The organism is Actinosynnema sp. NPDC053489, assembly GCF_044544865.1.
GTDB lineage: Bacteria > Actinomycetota > Actinomycetes > Mycobacteriales > Pseudonocardiaceae > Actinosynnema.
Window position 1 is genome coordinate 263,951 of the sequence record NZ_JBITXT010000001.1, and the last position, 14,592, is coordinate 278,542.

Consider the following 14,592-nt stretch of genomic DNA (forward strand, 5'->3'; position numbering starts at 1 on the left):
GGGACCGGTCGGCTCGACCGTGGTCGCGCGATGTCCAGGGAGACAGGTCGCTCCTCCATCAGGCTGATCACCGGACGGGAACGACGATCCGAACGCGGTGATCCGGTAACAACGAGGCGTGGACGAGTTCCGGCCGGCGCGCTTCGACGCGTTCCTCTCCTACAGCCACAGCGGCGACGGCGGTTTCGCCCCGGCGTTCCAGGAGCAGCTCGAGGGGTTCGCCAGGCGCACCCGGCGGGACCGGCCGCTGCGCGTGTTCCGCGACGACGCGAACCTCGCCGCCGATCCCGACCTGTGGCAGGGCATCGAACGCGCCCTGTCGTCGTCGGCGTGGTTGTTGTTGCTGGCCTCACCGGACGCGGCGCGGTCGGAGTGGGTGGGCAGGGAGATCGAGTGGTGGTTGGCGCACCGCTCGCCCGCGCGCATCCTCATCGGTCTCACCGCGGGCGACCTCGCCTGGGACGCCGCGACCGGCGACTTCCACCCCGCCGGTACCGCCGTCCACCCGGCCTTGCGCGGCGTGCTGCCCGCCGAACCGCGGTGGATCGACCTGCGGGGCCTGCGGGCGCTGCCCGAGCTCGACCGCGGCGACCCGCGGGTGCAGGACGTCATCGCGGAGTTCTCCGCCCCGCTGCGCGGTGTCGAGAAGGACGAGCTGGTCGGGACGCACGTGCGGTGGCTGCGGCGCGACCGGCGGCGGACCCGGGTCGTCATCGCCGTGCTGCTGGTGCTGCTGGTGCTCGCCGCCGGGACCAGCGTGGTCGCCCTGGTGCAGGGGGAGCGCGCGAACGAGCAGGCACGGGTGTCGACCGCTCGGCTGCTCGCCGCCGCCGCCACGGCGGCCTCGTCCACGGACGCGGCGCGCGCGTGGTTGCTGGCCGCCGAGGGCTACCGCCTGCACCGCGACCGGCAGACCGTCGCGGCGCTGTTCCAGACCCTGAACGACAACCCGGAACTCGTCGGGCAGCACGACGTGGCCGCGCCGATCTCGGCGCTCGTCGCCTCGCCGGGCGGCATCGCGCTCGCCGGCACCACCGACGGCCGGGTGGTGCGCTGGGACCCCGCCACGGGCGACGACGACGAGACGGACCTGGGCGACCTACCGGTCACGGACGTCGCGGTGAGCGACGACGGTGCGGTGGCCGCCGCGACGGACGGTCAGCGCGCGGTGCTCTGGCGGGCGGGCGCGCAACCCGTGACCCTGGCCCGGGAGCAGCCGGGGCAGGTGGCGGTGTCGCCGACAGGGAGGACGGCCGCCGTGCTCACCTCACCGACGGCCGAGGTCCGGCGACTGGCCATCTTCGACACGGCGACCGCGGCCGGGCGCGGGGACGTCGCGCTGTCGGCGCACCACTGGGACGGGCTCGGCTTCCCCGACGAGGGCACCGTCGCGGTGACCGGCGGTGCGGGCATCTGGCAGCGCCTGCGGTTGGCCGACCTGGCCGTCACCGTCCGCCAGGAGGAGTACCTGGCGCCTCCGAGCCAGGGTCTGTCCGCCACCTCCGACGACGGCTCGTTCACCGGGTTCCTCGCGGGGTGGGCGGTGGTCTACGGGACGTCCACCGAGCAGATCACGGAGAACGTCTCCGGCGCGGGCAGTTCCTACACCCCGGACGTCCTGGCCATCCGCCGGGACGGCAGGCGGATCGCCTCCGGCGGCGGCGGGCAGCTGTGGGTGTCCGAGGTCGCCGCGCGCGACGACAACCGCGCCCAGCGGGAGCTGCGCGGCGCCGGCGGTGCCGAGCACGTCGCGTTCCTCGGCGCCTCCGACCGGCTCGTCACGGCCAGAGGCGGCACGCTGTCGTTCTGGGACCCCGACCAGCGGCCCAGGTTGCGCCTGGACGACGGCACCCTGGAGGTCCCGGAGAGCCCTCGGTCCGGCCCCGCCGCCCAGCTCGCCGCGTCACCGGACGGCCGGCGCGTGCTGGTGGTCGGCGGGTACGGCGACGTGGTGCTGCACGACCTCGACGGCGGCTCGGCCGCGGGCACGCCCGTGACCGGTCCCGCGGCCGGTCCGGCGACGCACGAGGGGAGCGAGCCGGACGTCTTCCCCGCGTGGTTGCCCGACGGCACGCCCGCGTTGGTCGACCAGGTCGGCTGCGGCCTCCACGCGATCCGCGGCGACCGCACCGAAGTCCTGCTGAACGCCCAGGGCACCCGGGTGCGGGCCGCGCGGTTGACCCCCGACGGGCACCTCGTGTGCGTCAGCCAGTACGGCGGTGTGTCGGTGCGCCGCCTCAGCGATGCGATGTACGTGCGGGACGTGGCCTCCGACCTCGCCGCCGGCGCCGCGGCCGCCGACGGTCCGGCCGCCATCAGCGAGGACGGTCGGTACGCGGCCTGGGTCGGCCGGCACGAGGACGGCGTCGTGCGGATGACCGTGGCGGACACGCGGGAGGAGGAGGTCACGTCCGTGGTGCGGACCGACGCGCGAGCCGTCCACTACGCGGGCGACCGGTTGCTCGTGTCCCACGACGACGGTTCGCTCGACGTCCGCGACGTGACCGGGGCACGTCTGCTGCGCACGGTCCCCGGCGGCACCGCGTACGCCCGCCCGCTGGCCTGGGTGCCGGGCACGGCGTTCATCGGCCGCGTCCGCAACGACGGTGCGCTGGTCGTGGTCGACGTCGACGCGGGCGCCGTGCTCGGTGAGCTGCGGCTGCCGATCACCCGGGCCTCGATGGCCGCGGCGACGTGGGAGGCCACCGGGATCGCGGGCGCCGGCGCCACCGGCGAGCTGCTGACCGCGACACCGCGCAACACCGTGTCGCGGTGGGCGGTCGACGAAGCGGCGTGGCTCGACCTGGCCTGCCGGTCCGCCGGCCGCGACCTCACCGCCGAGGAGTGGCGGCAGGTGACCGACTACGACCTGCCCACCGACCTGCGTTGCCGCCGGTGAGCCGGAGCACCGGTGTGGTGTGGACGAGAGCCGGGGCCGCGCCTGACCGGGCCGCACCAGCAGGTCGTCACGTCGCGAGGTGTCACGCGCCCGAGCCGTCGATCAGCCAGTAGGTGCAGTAGTGGTCGTTGGTGTAGTAGACCGACTTTTGTTGCACACCTGCGCTGATGTCCATGACGATGCGGTGGAGCCCGCGGTGGCGTTCGGAGGTCAGCCAGTTCTCGACGTCGCGGGAACCGGACTGCCAGTTGCCCGTGAACGCCGGAGACGCCTCCACGTCGTACTCGTACAGCTTGCGGACCTGTTTCTGGTACTTGGTGAAGCGCTGCATCGGCTTGCACCGCTGGCTGTCGCTGAACCCGTTGAAGCTCCCCCGGGACCCGATCCACCTGCGCTCGGTCGTGGTGGTCCCGCCGGTGGCGGGGTTCGGTCCGGTGAACCAGTACTTGTTCAGCTCCTGTGTCCGCGTCGCCCTGGGCCATGCTTCGGAGAAGGGGCGGTTCGGCGGGGACGGGTAGCCCGCCAGCAACGGCAACGCGGCATACGGGGTCCGGGGACCGTTCTTCCAGAACGCCAGGGCGGTGGCGGCGGAAGCCGGTGGGGCATCGGTGCGCCGGGCCTCCGCGATCAACCCGGCGGCCTGGACCTGGGCCTGGGCGGCGGGCGCGGACAGCGCGGCGACGGTCAGGACCGCGGCGAACACGGCGGTGACCGCGTTCGGCATCCGCAGGCCCGCCGTACGTCGGACTACGGGGGTGGTCATGTCGACATCTCCTCGTCGTTGGTCGATCGAAGCCCCGTTCAGGGGTGGGTGCCGGGTGCTCAGCCCGTTGTGACCACGAAGGTGCTGAGGACGACCTTGTGGTCGGTCGGCCAGGTCCAGGTGGGACGCAGGAACCTGTCCTTGCCCGACTCCTCGACGCGCTTGCTGCGGACGATGCTGCGGGACGGTCCGACGAGGACGCTGTCGAAGAGCCGGAGGCGATCGTCGGGGTGGTAGAAGACGAAGTCGATCCGGTCCCGCTCGTCGGCCTTCGGCGCCCAGGTGAGCTTGCCGACGTCGGCACCCGGGTTGTCGCTCGGCCAGGTGAAGCCCGGCGTGAGCACCGGGTCGGGGTTGATCTCGCGGTAGCTGTCGCGGAAACCGGCGTCCTCGATCGCCTTGGTCGTCGACCACGCGACCACGGTGCCGTTGTGGTCGAAGAGGTCCCGGGTCCGGTGGTCCCAGTCTTGGTGGGAGGGCTCGTTGAAGTCGCCGGCCAACAGCGTCAACCGTCCCTTGGACCGCTCCCTCCCGGCGTCCGCGAGCATGGCCTTGGTGACCTCCGTGCGTCCCGAGGCCGCGTTGAGCCGCTCGATCAGGCCCGCGTCGGTGATGGGACCGGTCGGGATCTCGTTCCAACCGTACTTGGAGGTCTCCAGCGGTGGCGGCGTGCCGCCGCCGTAGCCGCGCGGCAGGTAGGTGACGTAGTAGCGGTACTCCAGGTGCCCGGAGTAGGCCGCGACCTCGATGCCGTCGTCGACCGAGATGACCGCCTTCGTCCAGGACGGGAGCGATTCGTGCTCGAAGATCGGGTGTCGCGAGATCACCGCCGGGTCGGTCGAGTCCTCGGCACCGAAGTAGGTCAGCTCGCGCTCGGCGAGATCGGCCCGGAGGTCGGCCACCCGTTGCCGGTTCGACTCGCTGAGCATGACCACGTCCGGCTCGACGGCGGCGACGGTGTCCGCGATGCCCGCCCGGCCACCCGGGACCTGGCTGCCGCCGAGCCAGATGTTGAACTGCATGACCTTGAGCGTCCGGCGCGGGAGCCCGTCGTGCCGCGGCTCGCGTTGATTCCCGACCACCACCGACCTCCGTTCGCTGCCTCGTGTTCACGACCTGATCGCGGTTCGACGCGACCGGGCAACACCCGGACGTCCCGGTCTGCCCCCGCGGTCGGTCGGTGCGGGAGCGCGCAGCCGTCCCTCAGACGTCGGGCCACACTTCGACCGGCGGCTCGATCATGGTCCACTGGTACTGCCAGCGGAGCCAGAGGTTGTCGCCGTACTTGAGCCAGTCCGAAGGGGCGTCCACGACCCGCTTCCCGACCATGCGGTCGACCGGTGGAACCCAGTTGTTCCAACACGTGTAGATCACCTGGGTGGGCTCGTACCACGCCACCTGGGTGATCGGTTGCTTGGTCCACTGGGCCGGGTAGTTCCCGTACTCCAGGGTTTTGCGCACCAGGCCCTCGGAGAAGGTGCGCTTGTAGTCGTCGCCGCCGTCCGCGTAGGTGGTGTCGCCCTTGGCGATGGGTGGCTTCTTGAAGGCCGAGCCGTACTCGCTGTCGAGACCGGTGATCTTGGCGGGCTTGCCGTCCTTGTCCTCTCCCCAGACGTACAGGCCGTCGAGCTGGAACTTGAACGTGCACGGTTTGAAGGAGGACTCCTTGAACTTGCCGGTTTCGCCGACCTCGGCGAGGGTGTTGCCCCACAACGTGCGCAACTTGAAGGCCATGGGGGCGAAGTCGTCCAGCTTGATGTCCTGGTCGCTGAAGTAGTCCATGACCTTCCCGCTGCGGATGAGGGCGCTGACGTCCGTGATCTTCCCGCCGATCGCCAGGATCTTGAGCTCCGCGTTCTGCAGGAGCTGCTTGTACTTGGCGTCGATGTCGCCCTTGACACCCCCGATGCCGCGTTCGTAGGAAGCCTGGAGGGCAGCTCTGATCTCCGTGGTGCTCTGCGAGGAGGAGCAGCTGAACAGCAACATCCGGCCGTAGTCCACGTTCTGCACGTACAGCGGCGGGTTCCGCTCGCCGATCTGCCCTGATTCTTCGAGCTGGTCGTAGTCGCTGTTGGTGAAGTCGTCGGTGAACCACTCATCGGGGCGCTTGGGGAGGTCGAAACCGACCGTGAAGGCGTTCTGCATGAAGAAGGCCAGCACGGTGTGTTGTTCGGCCTGGTGCTCCACGTCGAGGGTCGCCCGTGCCTCGACGCCCAGGTAGTGCGCCGAGATGCCCATGTGCAGGAGCGCTTCGTGCGCCGAGTGCATCTCCCGTTGCTCGAACAGGACGGTACCCGCCGAACCGAGCTTCACCCCCTGCGTCATCGACCGGATGGCCTCGTGCACCGCGCCCGCGCTGGGCTTGTCGACCCATTCGTTGGCCTTTTTGCCGGAGATGGCGTCGATCCACACGTTCGTGCCGTCGCGATCCGTGATGGGAAGGGGGTCGAGGCGGCCGTCCTCGGCGACACCGCTTCCCTGGACCAACCCGGACGGCCACAGCACGGAACTGCGGCGGGCGAAGGTGAAGACCTTGCTCGGCGTGCGTGTGACGTCCCCCTCCCGTGTGGTGTGCAACCACCACTTGCTGCCCTTCTTCACCGCCCTGGTCACGGGGTCCGAGATGTGCTGACTGTCCTCCTTCGGGGGGCACAGGTCGTACCAGTTGACCATGGCGGCCAGCTTTTCCTCGATGTCGACCTTCTGGTCGGGGTCGTCGTCCTCCACGGTGACCGGCACGCCCTCGAGCTGCTTCTCCCCCCCGAAGGCCGCCCACACCAGTTCGCCGGGCTCCGCAGCGGTTCCCGCTCGTGCGAGCGCGGTGTCAGGGGCCGCGAACGATGGTTGATCCGCTTCGGCCAGCACCTGCCCACCCGGGCTGCCGTCGAGGGCCAGCAACAGGTACCGGTCCGCTCCGGTCACGTGCCGGCCCTGGACCAGCACCTGCCCGTCGAGCGGACCCAGCGCGACCGAGCGCCCGGGTGAGCAGTCGACGAAGAGCTGGGTGATTTCCGCGGACATGCGAGTCTCCTCTGCTTCGGCTGGTGTCGTTGTCGAACCGCCGGCCTGCCGCCCGGACCGGCGATCGGTGCGCCGCGACCCGGGTGACCGGACGGGCAGTGGGTGTCGCGGCTCGCGGCACATCGCCGTCGAACCCGGCACGACGGCTGCGGCATGCGATCGTGGTGTGGTTGGCCGGTGGAGGGGCACCGGTCCCGTTCGAGGGAGTCCTCCCCGCTGCGCTTCGCCGCTGTCGAGGTCGGGTGGCGCGACCCCGGCCGGGAGGCTCGGAACCTCGTCACGGCGGCCGCTGCCCGTGCGCGGTCGTACCCGGTCGCGGCGACGGCGGTCCGCGGCGGCAGGCGGGGTGGTCTCCGGCAGCCGGAGCCGGTCCACCGCCCGGTGCCCCGGGTCCACTCCGGACCGCGAGGGCCGCCTCCTCAAGAGTTCACGACGGCCTCCCGCTGTTCGCGGCTGTCGTCTCGGGTACGTGCGTGGTCATCCTGGTCCCGGTCCTCGATCGACGTCTCCGGTGTGCCCGTCGGAACCGGCTACCCCGCCCGGGCGTCCCCAGTCGCCGGCTCTTGTGCTGTCACCCCCATGAGTGAGGTGTGTCCGCGTTGTCCGTGCCGAGACCCGACCCGATCCGACGACGGCGGTGCGGCCCGTCCGATCGAGTGAACCGGGACTCCGGCACCCCCGCCTTCCGGCTCGCGGCCGTGCGCGACGGGCAACCGATCCACCACTTGCACGACCACCCGGTTCGCCGAACGGTTGGCGGACAACCGGATCGCGCGTCCGCCGAGCCCCCTCGGCGACTCCTCCCCACCCGAGTGGACCGGGGCGTCGGCGAGGGCGGCGTTGGGGCGACCGCCGGACCTCCGCGGTGCGGTCAGCCGCAGGGCTCGGGCACCACGCCGGCGAAGTCACGCGGGTAGCGGTCCTCCTGCGGGCCGTCGAGCCGACCGCCGACCGGGCACGGCACGTTCACCGCGGCGCCCGGGTCCACCTGCCACAACGCGATCCCCTTCTCGGCGTTGCCCGCGAGCACGCCGTGGGCGGACGTGGCCTCCAACAAGGAGGGGCGTGGTTCGGTCTGGCAGGTGAGCGGGTCGGGTGCGGGCCCCCTGCTCCACGTCGCGCCGCCCCGCACGCCGTCGGCGACCTCCCAGCCGAGCACTCCGTCGAGCGTGCACTCGGCCCGGACGACCGTGCGGTTGTCCGAGGTGAACGCGATCGCGCCCCCGATGTCGGCGGCCTTCAGGTAGAGGCGTACCCCCGGTCGTGCGACGGTGATCAGGCAGCGCGGTGGTCCTCTCCCGGTCGAAGTCGCCGGTCCTCTCATCCCAGGCCGGCCCGCCCGCGGTGGGGACGAGGAAGAAGTCGTCGCGGAAGTGCTCTCGTCGCCACAACGCGACTTCCTTCTCCACCCACGTCGACTTCGCCGCCTCCGGCGCCGCGAGCGGCACGAACGTCCGCGAGCCGCGCAGCGCCCGCTCGATCGCCGTCCACAGGGCAGGCGCGGCGGCGAGGGTGGGGTCGTCGCGGAACACCCGCGGTGCCGACGCCCGGTACCGGCGCCGACCCGGCCGGTGCAGGCCGCGTTGCAACGCCTTGGCGACCGGGCTGTCACCCTCGTGACCGTAGGAGATGAAGCTGTCGTGGGCGGTCCCGCTCACCGGAACCCGCATCGAGTGGGTTGATCGGCGGCCGAGTGCGGGAGAGGGGTTTTCGGTGGTCAGCCGGTTCGGGTGAAGTTGTGACGTGGCCGCGGCCGTTGTCGCGCCGCGGCTCCGCGAGGTACACCGACACTATTACTTCAGTGCAGATCGAAAGAAACCTAGGCCGGAGGTCGACGATGACGTGCACCTCCCGGGCCCGATCATCAAACGTCACCTGATCGTGGGATGAACACGGCCTTCCGGTTCCCCGTGGCCCCGGTGGGCACCCGGCCTGGGGGAGGTGCGGCCGATGACGGTGGGTGACGTGCTCGTGCGGCGCGGGTTGGTCGGGCAGCACCAGTTGGCCGAGGCCGAGCGGGAGGCGCGGGAGACCGGTGTGTCGCTGGTGGACGTGCTGGTCGCGTCCGGCCGGGTGGAGCGGGAGGCGGTGTTCCGGGCGCTGGCCGAGGCTTCCGGCCTGCCGTTCCTCGACTTGGCGGCCGAGGACGTCGACGACGCGCTGTGCCGGGCGCAGGACGTGACCCGGATGGTCGCCGGGGGGTGGTTCCCGGTGCGCCGCGAGGCCGACGGGACGGTCCTGGTCGCCGTGTCGTCGGTGGCGGACGGGCGGTTGCGCGCCGAGGTCGCCGAGGCGGTCGGGGCGCCGGTGGCGTTCGCGGTGGCCACCGACCGGGACGTCACCCGCGCGGTGCGGGAGCGGATGCGGGACGAGTTGCTGCACGTCGCCACCGAGGGGTTGTGGGAGCGGGACGAGGAGGCGTCGGCGCGCGAGGTCCTGACCGCGCCGCAGAAGGTGCTCGCGGTGGTGGTGCTGGTGGTGCTCGCGGCGCTGGCGCTGGTGTGGCCGGGTGGTGTGGTGGCGGGGTTGTCGTTGGTGGTGGCGTTCGGGTTCTCGGTGTCGGTGGCGTTCAAGTTCGCGGTCTGCATGGCGGGTGCGCGGCGCGAGTGGCTGCCGCCGGTGCGGGCGGTCGACCTGCGCGACGACGAGCTGCCCCTCTACACGGTGCTCGTGCCCTGCTACCGCGAGGAGAACGTGATCGGCCGGCTCGTGGAGAACCTGGGGGTGCTGGACTACCCGGCCTCGAAGTTGGAGGTCCTGCTGCTGCTGGAGGCGGACGACTCGTCGACGTTGCAGGCGGCCGTGGCGTCGCGGCCGCCGCCGTACGTGTCGATCGTCGTCGTGCCGGACGGTCAGCCCCGGACCAAGCCGAAGGCGTGCAACGTGGGCCTGCAGCTGGCGCGCGGCGAGTTCGTCGTCATCTACGACGCCGAGGACAAGCCCGATCCCGACCAGCTGCGCAAGGCGGTCGCGGCGTTCCGCGCGTCCGGGCCGAAGACGGTGTGCGTGCAGGCGGCGCTGAACTACTGGAACGCCGAGGAGAACGTCCTGACCAGGATGTTCACCCTGGAGTACTCGTTCTGGTTCGACTACATGCTGGCCGGGTTGGACTGGCGGAGCCTGCCGATCCCGCTGGGCGGCACGTCCAACCACTTCCGGGTGGACGCGCTGCGGCGGTTGGGCGCGTGGGACCCGTTCAACGTCACCGAGGACGCCGACCTGGGCATCCGCGCGGCGGCGCGCGGCATGAGGGTCGGGATCATCGACTCCACCACGTTCGAGGAGGCCAACCGGGCCGCCGGGAACTGGGTGCGGCAGCGGTCGCGGTGGATCAAGGGGTACATCCAGACGTTGTTGGTGCACCTGCGGCACCCGGTGCGGCTGGTCCGCACCACCGGTTGGAAGCAGGCGGCGGGGTTCGCGCTGCTGATCGGCGGCACCCCGTTGTCGTTCCTGTGCGTGCCGCCGTTGTACGCGCTGCTGGTGCTGTCGGTCGTGGTCGACCCGGCGGTGCTGGCGCCGCTGTTCCCCGGCTGGGTGCTGTGGACGAGCCTGGCGAACCTGTTGGTGGGCAACGCGCTGATGGTCTGGGTGTCGATGATGGGTGCGTTCCGGCGGCAGCGGTACCGGCTGGTGCCGTGGGCGCTGCTCAACCCCCTGTACTGGCTGCTGCACTCGATCGCGGCGTACAAGGCGGTGGGCCAGCTCGTGACCAAGCCGCACTACTGGGAGAAGACGGAGCATGGTCTCAGCCGTGTCGAGGCCGGCGCGTCGCCCGCGCCCGCCTGAGGCCCGTCCGCGGCCCTGGCCCGGCACGACGGGTCGCCGGTGGGCGGTGCGGCTCGCGTTGGCGCTGCCGTACGCCGCGCTGTCCTGGGAGCTGGGGCGGCGCGGGTTCGCGCCCGCGCAGAACGCCGTGCTGGAGCAGCGGGCCGCGGCCGTCCGCTGGGGTGCGACGGACCTGGGGTTCCTGGACCGGACCTACCCGCCGCTGCCGGTGGCGGTGGCGGCGCTGCTGCCGGGTGGAGCGGTCGCGCTGGGTGTGGCGGGTGCCGTGGCGGCGGGCATGCTGCTGCACCTGGTGGTGGAACGGCTCGTGCAGCGCCGGGTGCACGTCGTGGTGCTGGTGCCGCTGGTGCTCGCGGTCGCCGTCGCGCCGGGTTTCCTGCTCCTGCAGACCGGCGACTTCGCGGCGTTCACCGGGTTGGCGCTGCTGGCGGTCGCGATCGAGGGGTTCACCCGGTTCGCGTTCTCGGGGGAGACGCACGGCGGCTTCCAGGCCGGGTTGGCGCTGGGGTCGGCCACCCTGTGCGACCCCGTCGCGCTGGTGTACGCCGGTGCGCTGGCCGGGGCGGCTCCGCTGATGGCCTGGTACCGCTACGGCGGCGTGCCGGCCGCCACCCGCGCCACGGCGGCGGTGATCCTGTTCCCCGGTGTGGCCGCCGCCCTGGGTTGGGTGTTCCTCCAGTGGCGCTTCACCGGGCACGTGGTGAGCCCGTGGCAGGGCAACTCCCCGCCGGGCTGGGACGACGCCCTGCCCCGCCTGGTGGCGACGCTGCGCGCGGTGGGCGGTGACGTGGCCACCGCGCCGATCTACGTGCTGTGCGGGGTCATGCTCGCGGCTCGCCGTCCCCTGGCGCTGACGGGGTACCTGCTGCCGGTGGTGGGGCTGGTCGCGGTGCTGTGGCTGGGGTTGCGCTACTCGCACGTCGAGGCGGCGGTGCTGCTGGCCCTGGTGGGCGTGATGAGCGTGCCGCTGCGGCCGGGGCGCCGGGTGCTGGTGCTGCTGGCCGCCGCGGCGGCGTTGAAGCTGGGGATCGAGTGGACGCTGGCGTGGGACGACCCGGTGCTGCGCGACTGGACCACCCTCACGGGTGGTGTCGTCGTCGTGTGGCGCTGATCGGGGCGTCCGGCGCACGATCACCGCGGATCGGCGGTCCGGTGCCGAGCTCAGGCATCTCGCGGCGATCGGGCAGGGCGCTGCGGACGTGTTGGCCTCGCGGCGGTTGGAGGCGAGGAACCGGTGTGGCGCACCCGCGCTGAGCGCCGCCGCGTTTGGGCCGGCCGCCCCCGTGGTATTGGCCAGACCACTGTCGTCTCGTTCCGGAGGGTGCTCATGCAGATCCAGGTCAACACCGACCACCACGTCCACGGTGGCGAACGACTGGCCACCTTCGTGACCACCGACCTGGAGAGCGGCCTGGCCAGGTTCGGCGGGTGGTTGACCCGGGTGGAGGTGCACCTCAGCGAGGACGGGAGCGGCAGCCCGGAGGACAAGAAGTGCGTCATCGAGGCGCGGCCGGGGGGCAAGCAGCCGGTCGCGGTCACGCACCACGCGGGCACCGTGGAGGACGCGTACGCCGGGGCGGCGCAGAAGTTGGCGAGGGCGCTGGACTCCCGGTACAGCCGCGCCCACGACCACAAGGGCAGCGACAGCATCCGCCACATGCCCGCCCCGGAGGACCCGGAGCTGGTCGGCGTGATCGAGGACGAGCCCCGGGGCTGATCAGGGCTGCGTGACGCGGCGGGCCTCCGGTCGGGTTCTGCCCGACCGGAGGCCCCGTGGCACCCTCGGCCGCCTCGGCCCGGACGAGTGCGGAGCACCCGGCACGCCGCCCGAGCCGAACCGGTCACCTCCCGCTAGACCACGCGGTGCCGCACCCGCCACACCACCACACCGATCAGGACCGCCGCGACGGTGACGAACAGGGTCGCCTCGATGAGCTGGAACGTCCAGAACCGGTCCGCCGGGTGGTAGACCCCGAACCGCTGCACGCCCCGCGCCTGCAGGAACTGGTTGAGGTTGGTGCCGGCCTGGTTGGCGGCGGCCTCCAGCTCGTAATACTCCGCCGAGCTCAGCCTGCGCCCGGTGGCGTCCGCGTAACCGCGCTCGATCACCCAGTCGGCGAAGCCCGGCACGAACCCGGGCCCGACCTGGCCCTTCGAGCCGCCGACGGGCACCGGCTCCACGGTGGTCAGCGGCGTGGCGTACGCGGGTCGGGCCAGCAGCGCCACCGACATCCGGGCGGCGAGGAACGCCCCGAACGCGACGCCGAACGCGGGCAGGCTGCGCCGCAGGATCGCACCCGCGGCGGTGGCGACGCCGAACGCGAACAGCGCGTACGCCACCGGGACGAGCCCTTCCAGGTCGAAGGCGTCGTACTCGAACCGCCCCTCCCACACGTCGAACGGCCGGCGGAACCACGTCAGCACCGCGGTGAACGCCCCGGTGAGCGCGACGGTGACGCCGGCCAGCGCCGCGAGCTTGGCCGCCAGCCAGCGCGTCCGCGGCACGGCCTGCGTCCAGGCGAGCTGCCAGGTGCCGTCCTCCAGCTCGCGCGCGAGCAGCGGCGCGCCGAGGAACGCGCCGATGACGACGGGGAGCAGGTAGAAGGCCGCCAGGAGGTTCTCGACGTCGCCGTACTCGTCGTCGAGCCGGCGGAAGGAGGCCGTGCAGGCCTCGTCGACGCCGGCCATCCCCGCACACCGGGCGGCACCGCCGGGGAACAGGTCGTGGGCCTGCGCCCCGAGCACGAGCAGGGCGATGCCGAACAGGCCGACGAGCAGGCCCAGGACGCAGACCTCGGTCCGGTGCTGGCGCCAGATCAACCACGTCATGCCGTCACCTCCGACGTGGCCGCGGTGCCCGGCTCGGACGACCGGCGCAGGTACGCCAGCACCAGGTCCTCCAGCGCGACCGGCCGGGCCTGCCACCCGGGCGCGGTCGGGAGCGCGCCGTCGCGCACCAGCAGGGTCGTGTGCCGGTCGCTGTGGACGGCCTCCACGACGGCGCCGGCCCGGTCGGGGTCGGTGGCCGTGCGGGGGCCGACGAGCAGCCGGTGCTCGGCGAGGAGGGTGTCGATGTCGCCGGAGAGCGCGACCCGGCCGTGGTCGAGCACGACCAGGTGGTCGCAGACGCGCTCCAGCTCGTGCACGACGTGGGAGGAGAACAGGACGGTCACCCCGCCTTCGGCCACCGCGCCCATGAGGACCTGGAGGAACTCGTGCCGGGCCAGCGGGTCGAGGCTGGCCACCGGCTCGTCGAGGACGAGCAGGTCCGGCCGCTTGGCCAGGGCCAGGGCCAGGGCGACCTGGGCCTGCTGGCCGCCGGAGAGCGCGCCGGCCCGGCGGTCCAGGGGGATGCCCAGCTTCGCCAGCCGGCGCTCGGCCAGGCCCTGGTCGAACCGCAGGTTGCAGGCCCGGCCAAAGCGGAGCATCTCGGCGACGGTGAAGCGCTTGTACAGCGGGTGGTCCTGGGCCAGGAAGCCGATCCGGGACAAAGTCCGCGGGGTGCCGGCGGTGACGTCGTGGCCGAGGACCTCCACCGTGCCGGTGCTCGGTGCCAGCAAGCCGACGACCAGGCGCAGCAGCGTGGTCTTGCCCGCGCCGTTCGGCCCGACCAGGGCGATCACGCCGCCCGCCGGCAGGGCCAGCGTGCAGTCGCGCAGCGCCCAGCCCTTCCGGTACCGCTTGCCCAAGCCGTCGGTGCGCAGCGCGAACCCGGTCGCCGTCACGCCACGCCCTCGTTCCTCGTCTGCTGGTGCACGGAGGTGAAGAGCGCGTCGACCGCCTGCTCGTCCAGGCCGGCCGCGTAGGCGCGGCGCAACCAGGTGACCAGGCCGCGGCGCAGCGACGTGTACGTCGCCGCCGGCATCGCGGTGGACTGCTGCTCGTTGACGAACGTGCCCTGGCCGGGTCGGCCGGTGACCAGGTCCTCCTGTTCCATCTGCCGGTACGCCTTGGCGACGGTGTTCGGGTTGATCGCCAGGTCCTCGACCACCTCGCGGATGAGCGGGAGGCGGTCGCCGGGTTGGAGGAAGCCCAGCAGCACCGCCTGGCGCACCTGCTGGACGAGTTGCAGGTACGGCGGCACGCCGGAGTGGGCGTCGAGCCGGAAGACGAACACGAT

At 72.3% G+C, this 14,592-nt stretch carries 11 protein-coding genes; 4 read left to right on the forward strand and 7 right to left on the reverse strand.

Translation table 11 applies throughout. The annotated features are described in order from the left end of the window. The first annotated feature begins 118 nt into the window (after window positions 1–118). Window positions 119–2,899: a WD40 repeat domain-containing protein gene (locus ACIGNX_RS01070; protein ID WP_396534936.1), complete on the forward strand. Its 2,781-nt coding sequence runs from the start codon at window positions 119–121 to the stop codon at window positions 2,897–2,899. 82 nt (window positions 2,900–2,981) lie between these two features. On the opposite strand, the gene ACIGNX_RS01075 is transcribed toward ACIGNX_RS01070, so the two are convergent. The 4 genes from ACIGNX_RS01075 to ACIGNX_RS01090 all read right to left on the reverse strand — a co-directional run bounded on the left by ACIGNX_RS01075 (window position 2,982) and on the right by ACIGNX_RS01090 (window position 8,007). Next, window positions 2,982–3,662 carry a hypothetical protein gene (locus tag ACIGNX_RS01075; protein ID WP_396534938.1) on the reverse strand — a complete coding sequence of 227 codons (681 nt, stop codon included), beginning with the start codon at window positions 3,660–3,662 and terminating at the stop codon, window positions 2,982–2,984. A gap of 59 nt (window positions 3,663–3,721) precedes the next feature. After that, window positions 3,722–4,744, reverse strand: a complete 1,023-nt coding sequence (locus ACIGNX_RS01080) for an endonuclease/exonuclease/phosphatase family protein (RefSeq protein ID WP_396534940.1) — start codon at window positions 4,742–4,744, stop codon at window positions 3,722–3,724. A gap of 121 nt (window positions 4,745–4,865) precedes the next feature. Further along, entirely contained in the window at window positions 4,866–6,683 is a 1,818-nt protein-coding gene (locus ACIGNX_RS01085) for a thiol-activated cytolysin family protein (protein WP_396534942.1), read from the reverse strand. Window positions 6,684–7,554: 871 nt separating this feature from the next. Continuing rightward, entirely contained in the window at window positions 7,555–8,007 is a 453-nt protein-coding gene (locus tag ACIGNX_RS01090) for a hypothetical protein (RefSeq protein WP_396534944.1), read from the reverse strand. A 626-nt stretch (window positions 8,008–8,633) separates the two neighbouring features. Between ACIGNX_RS01090 and ACIGNX_RS01095 the strand changes: the two genes are divergently transcribed. From ACIGNX_RS01095 to ACIGNX_RS01105, 3 genes are all read left to right on the forward strand, one after another. Next, entirely contained in the window at window positions 8,634–10,472 is a 1,839-nt protein-coding gene (locus tag ACIGNX_RS01095) for a glycosyltransferase (protein WP_396534946.1), read from the forward strand. Window positions 10,473–10,518: 46 nt separating this feature from the next. After that, window positions 10,519–11,583 (forward strand): hypothetical protein, encoded by a 1,065-nt coding sequence (locus ACIGNX_RS01100; RefSeq protein WP_396534948.1) that lies wholly within the window; start codon window positions 10,519–10,521, stop codon window positions 11,581–11,583. 216 nt (window positions 11,584–11,799) lie between these two features. Then, complete coding sequence (locus ACIGNX_RS01105) at window positions 11,800–12,189, forward strand: HPF/RaiA family ribosome-associated protein (RefSeq protein ID WP_396534950.1); 390 nt, start codon at window positions 11,800–11,802, stop codon at window positions 12,187–12,189. Between the two features lie 134 nt (window positions 12,190–12,323). Here the strand turns inward: ACIGNX_RS01105 and ACIGNX_RS01110 are convergent, their stop codons facing one another. From ACIGNX_RS01110 to ACIGNX_RS01120, 3 genes are read right to left on the reverse strand one after another with little or no spacing between them, the layout of a single operon-like run. Continuing rightward, a complete protein-coding gene (locus tag ACIGNX_RS01110; protein ID WP_396534952.1) occupies window positions 12,324–13,301 on the reverse strand; it encodes an ABC transporter permease subunit in 978 nt (325 codons plus the stop codon). Then, window positions 13,298–14,197 carry an ABC transporter ATP-binding protein gene (locus ACIGNX_RS01115; protein ID WP_396534954.1) on the reverse strand — a complete coding sequence of 300 codons (900 nt, stop codon included), beginning with the start codon at window positions 14,195–14,197 and terminating at the stop codon, window positions 13,298–13,300. Before ACIGNX_RS01115 ends, ACIGNX_RS01110 begins: the two co-directional genes overlap by 4 nt. Further along, window positions 14,194–14,589, reverse strand: coding sequence for a GntR family transcriptional regulator (locus ACIGNX_RS01120; protein WP_396534956.1), 396 nt, complete (start codon window positions 14,587–14,589; stop codon window positions 14,194–14,196). The genes ACIGNX_RS01115 and ACIGNX_RS01120 overlap by 4 nt, the downstream gene beginning before the upstream one ends. Between the last annotated feature and the right edge of the window lie 3 nt (window positions 14,590–14,592).

Coding starts and splice junctions, on each gene's coding strand:
- ACIGNX_RS01075 (WP_396534938.1), bottom strand. CDS start 3,662: ATGACCACCCCCGTAGTCCGACGTACGGCGGGCCTGCGGATGCCGAAC.
- ACIGNX_RS01085 (WP_396534942.1), bottom strand. CDS start 6,683: ATGTCCGCGGAAATCACCCAGCTCTTCGTCGACTGCTCACCCGGGCGC.
- ACIGNX_RS01090 (WP_396534944.1), bottom strand. CDS start 8,007: ATGAGAGGACCGGCGACTTCGACCGGGAGAGGACCACCGCGCTGCCTG.
- ACIGNX_RS01095 (WP_396534946.1), top strand. CDS start 8,634: ATGACGGTGGGTGACGTGCTCGTGCGGCGCGGGTTGGTCGGGCAGCAC.
- ACIGNX_RS01105 (WP_396534950.1), top strand. CDS start 11,800: ATGCAGATCCAGGTCAACACCGACCACCACGTCCACGGTGGCGAACGA.
- ACIGNX_RS01110 (WP_396534952.1), bottom strand. CDS start 13,301: ATGACGTGGTTGATCTGGCGCCAGCACCGGACCGAGGTCTGCGTCCTG.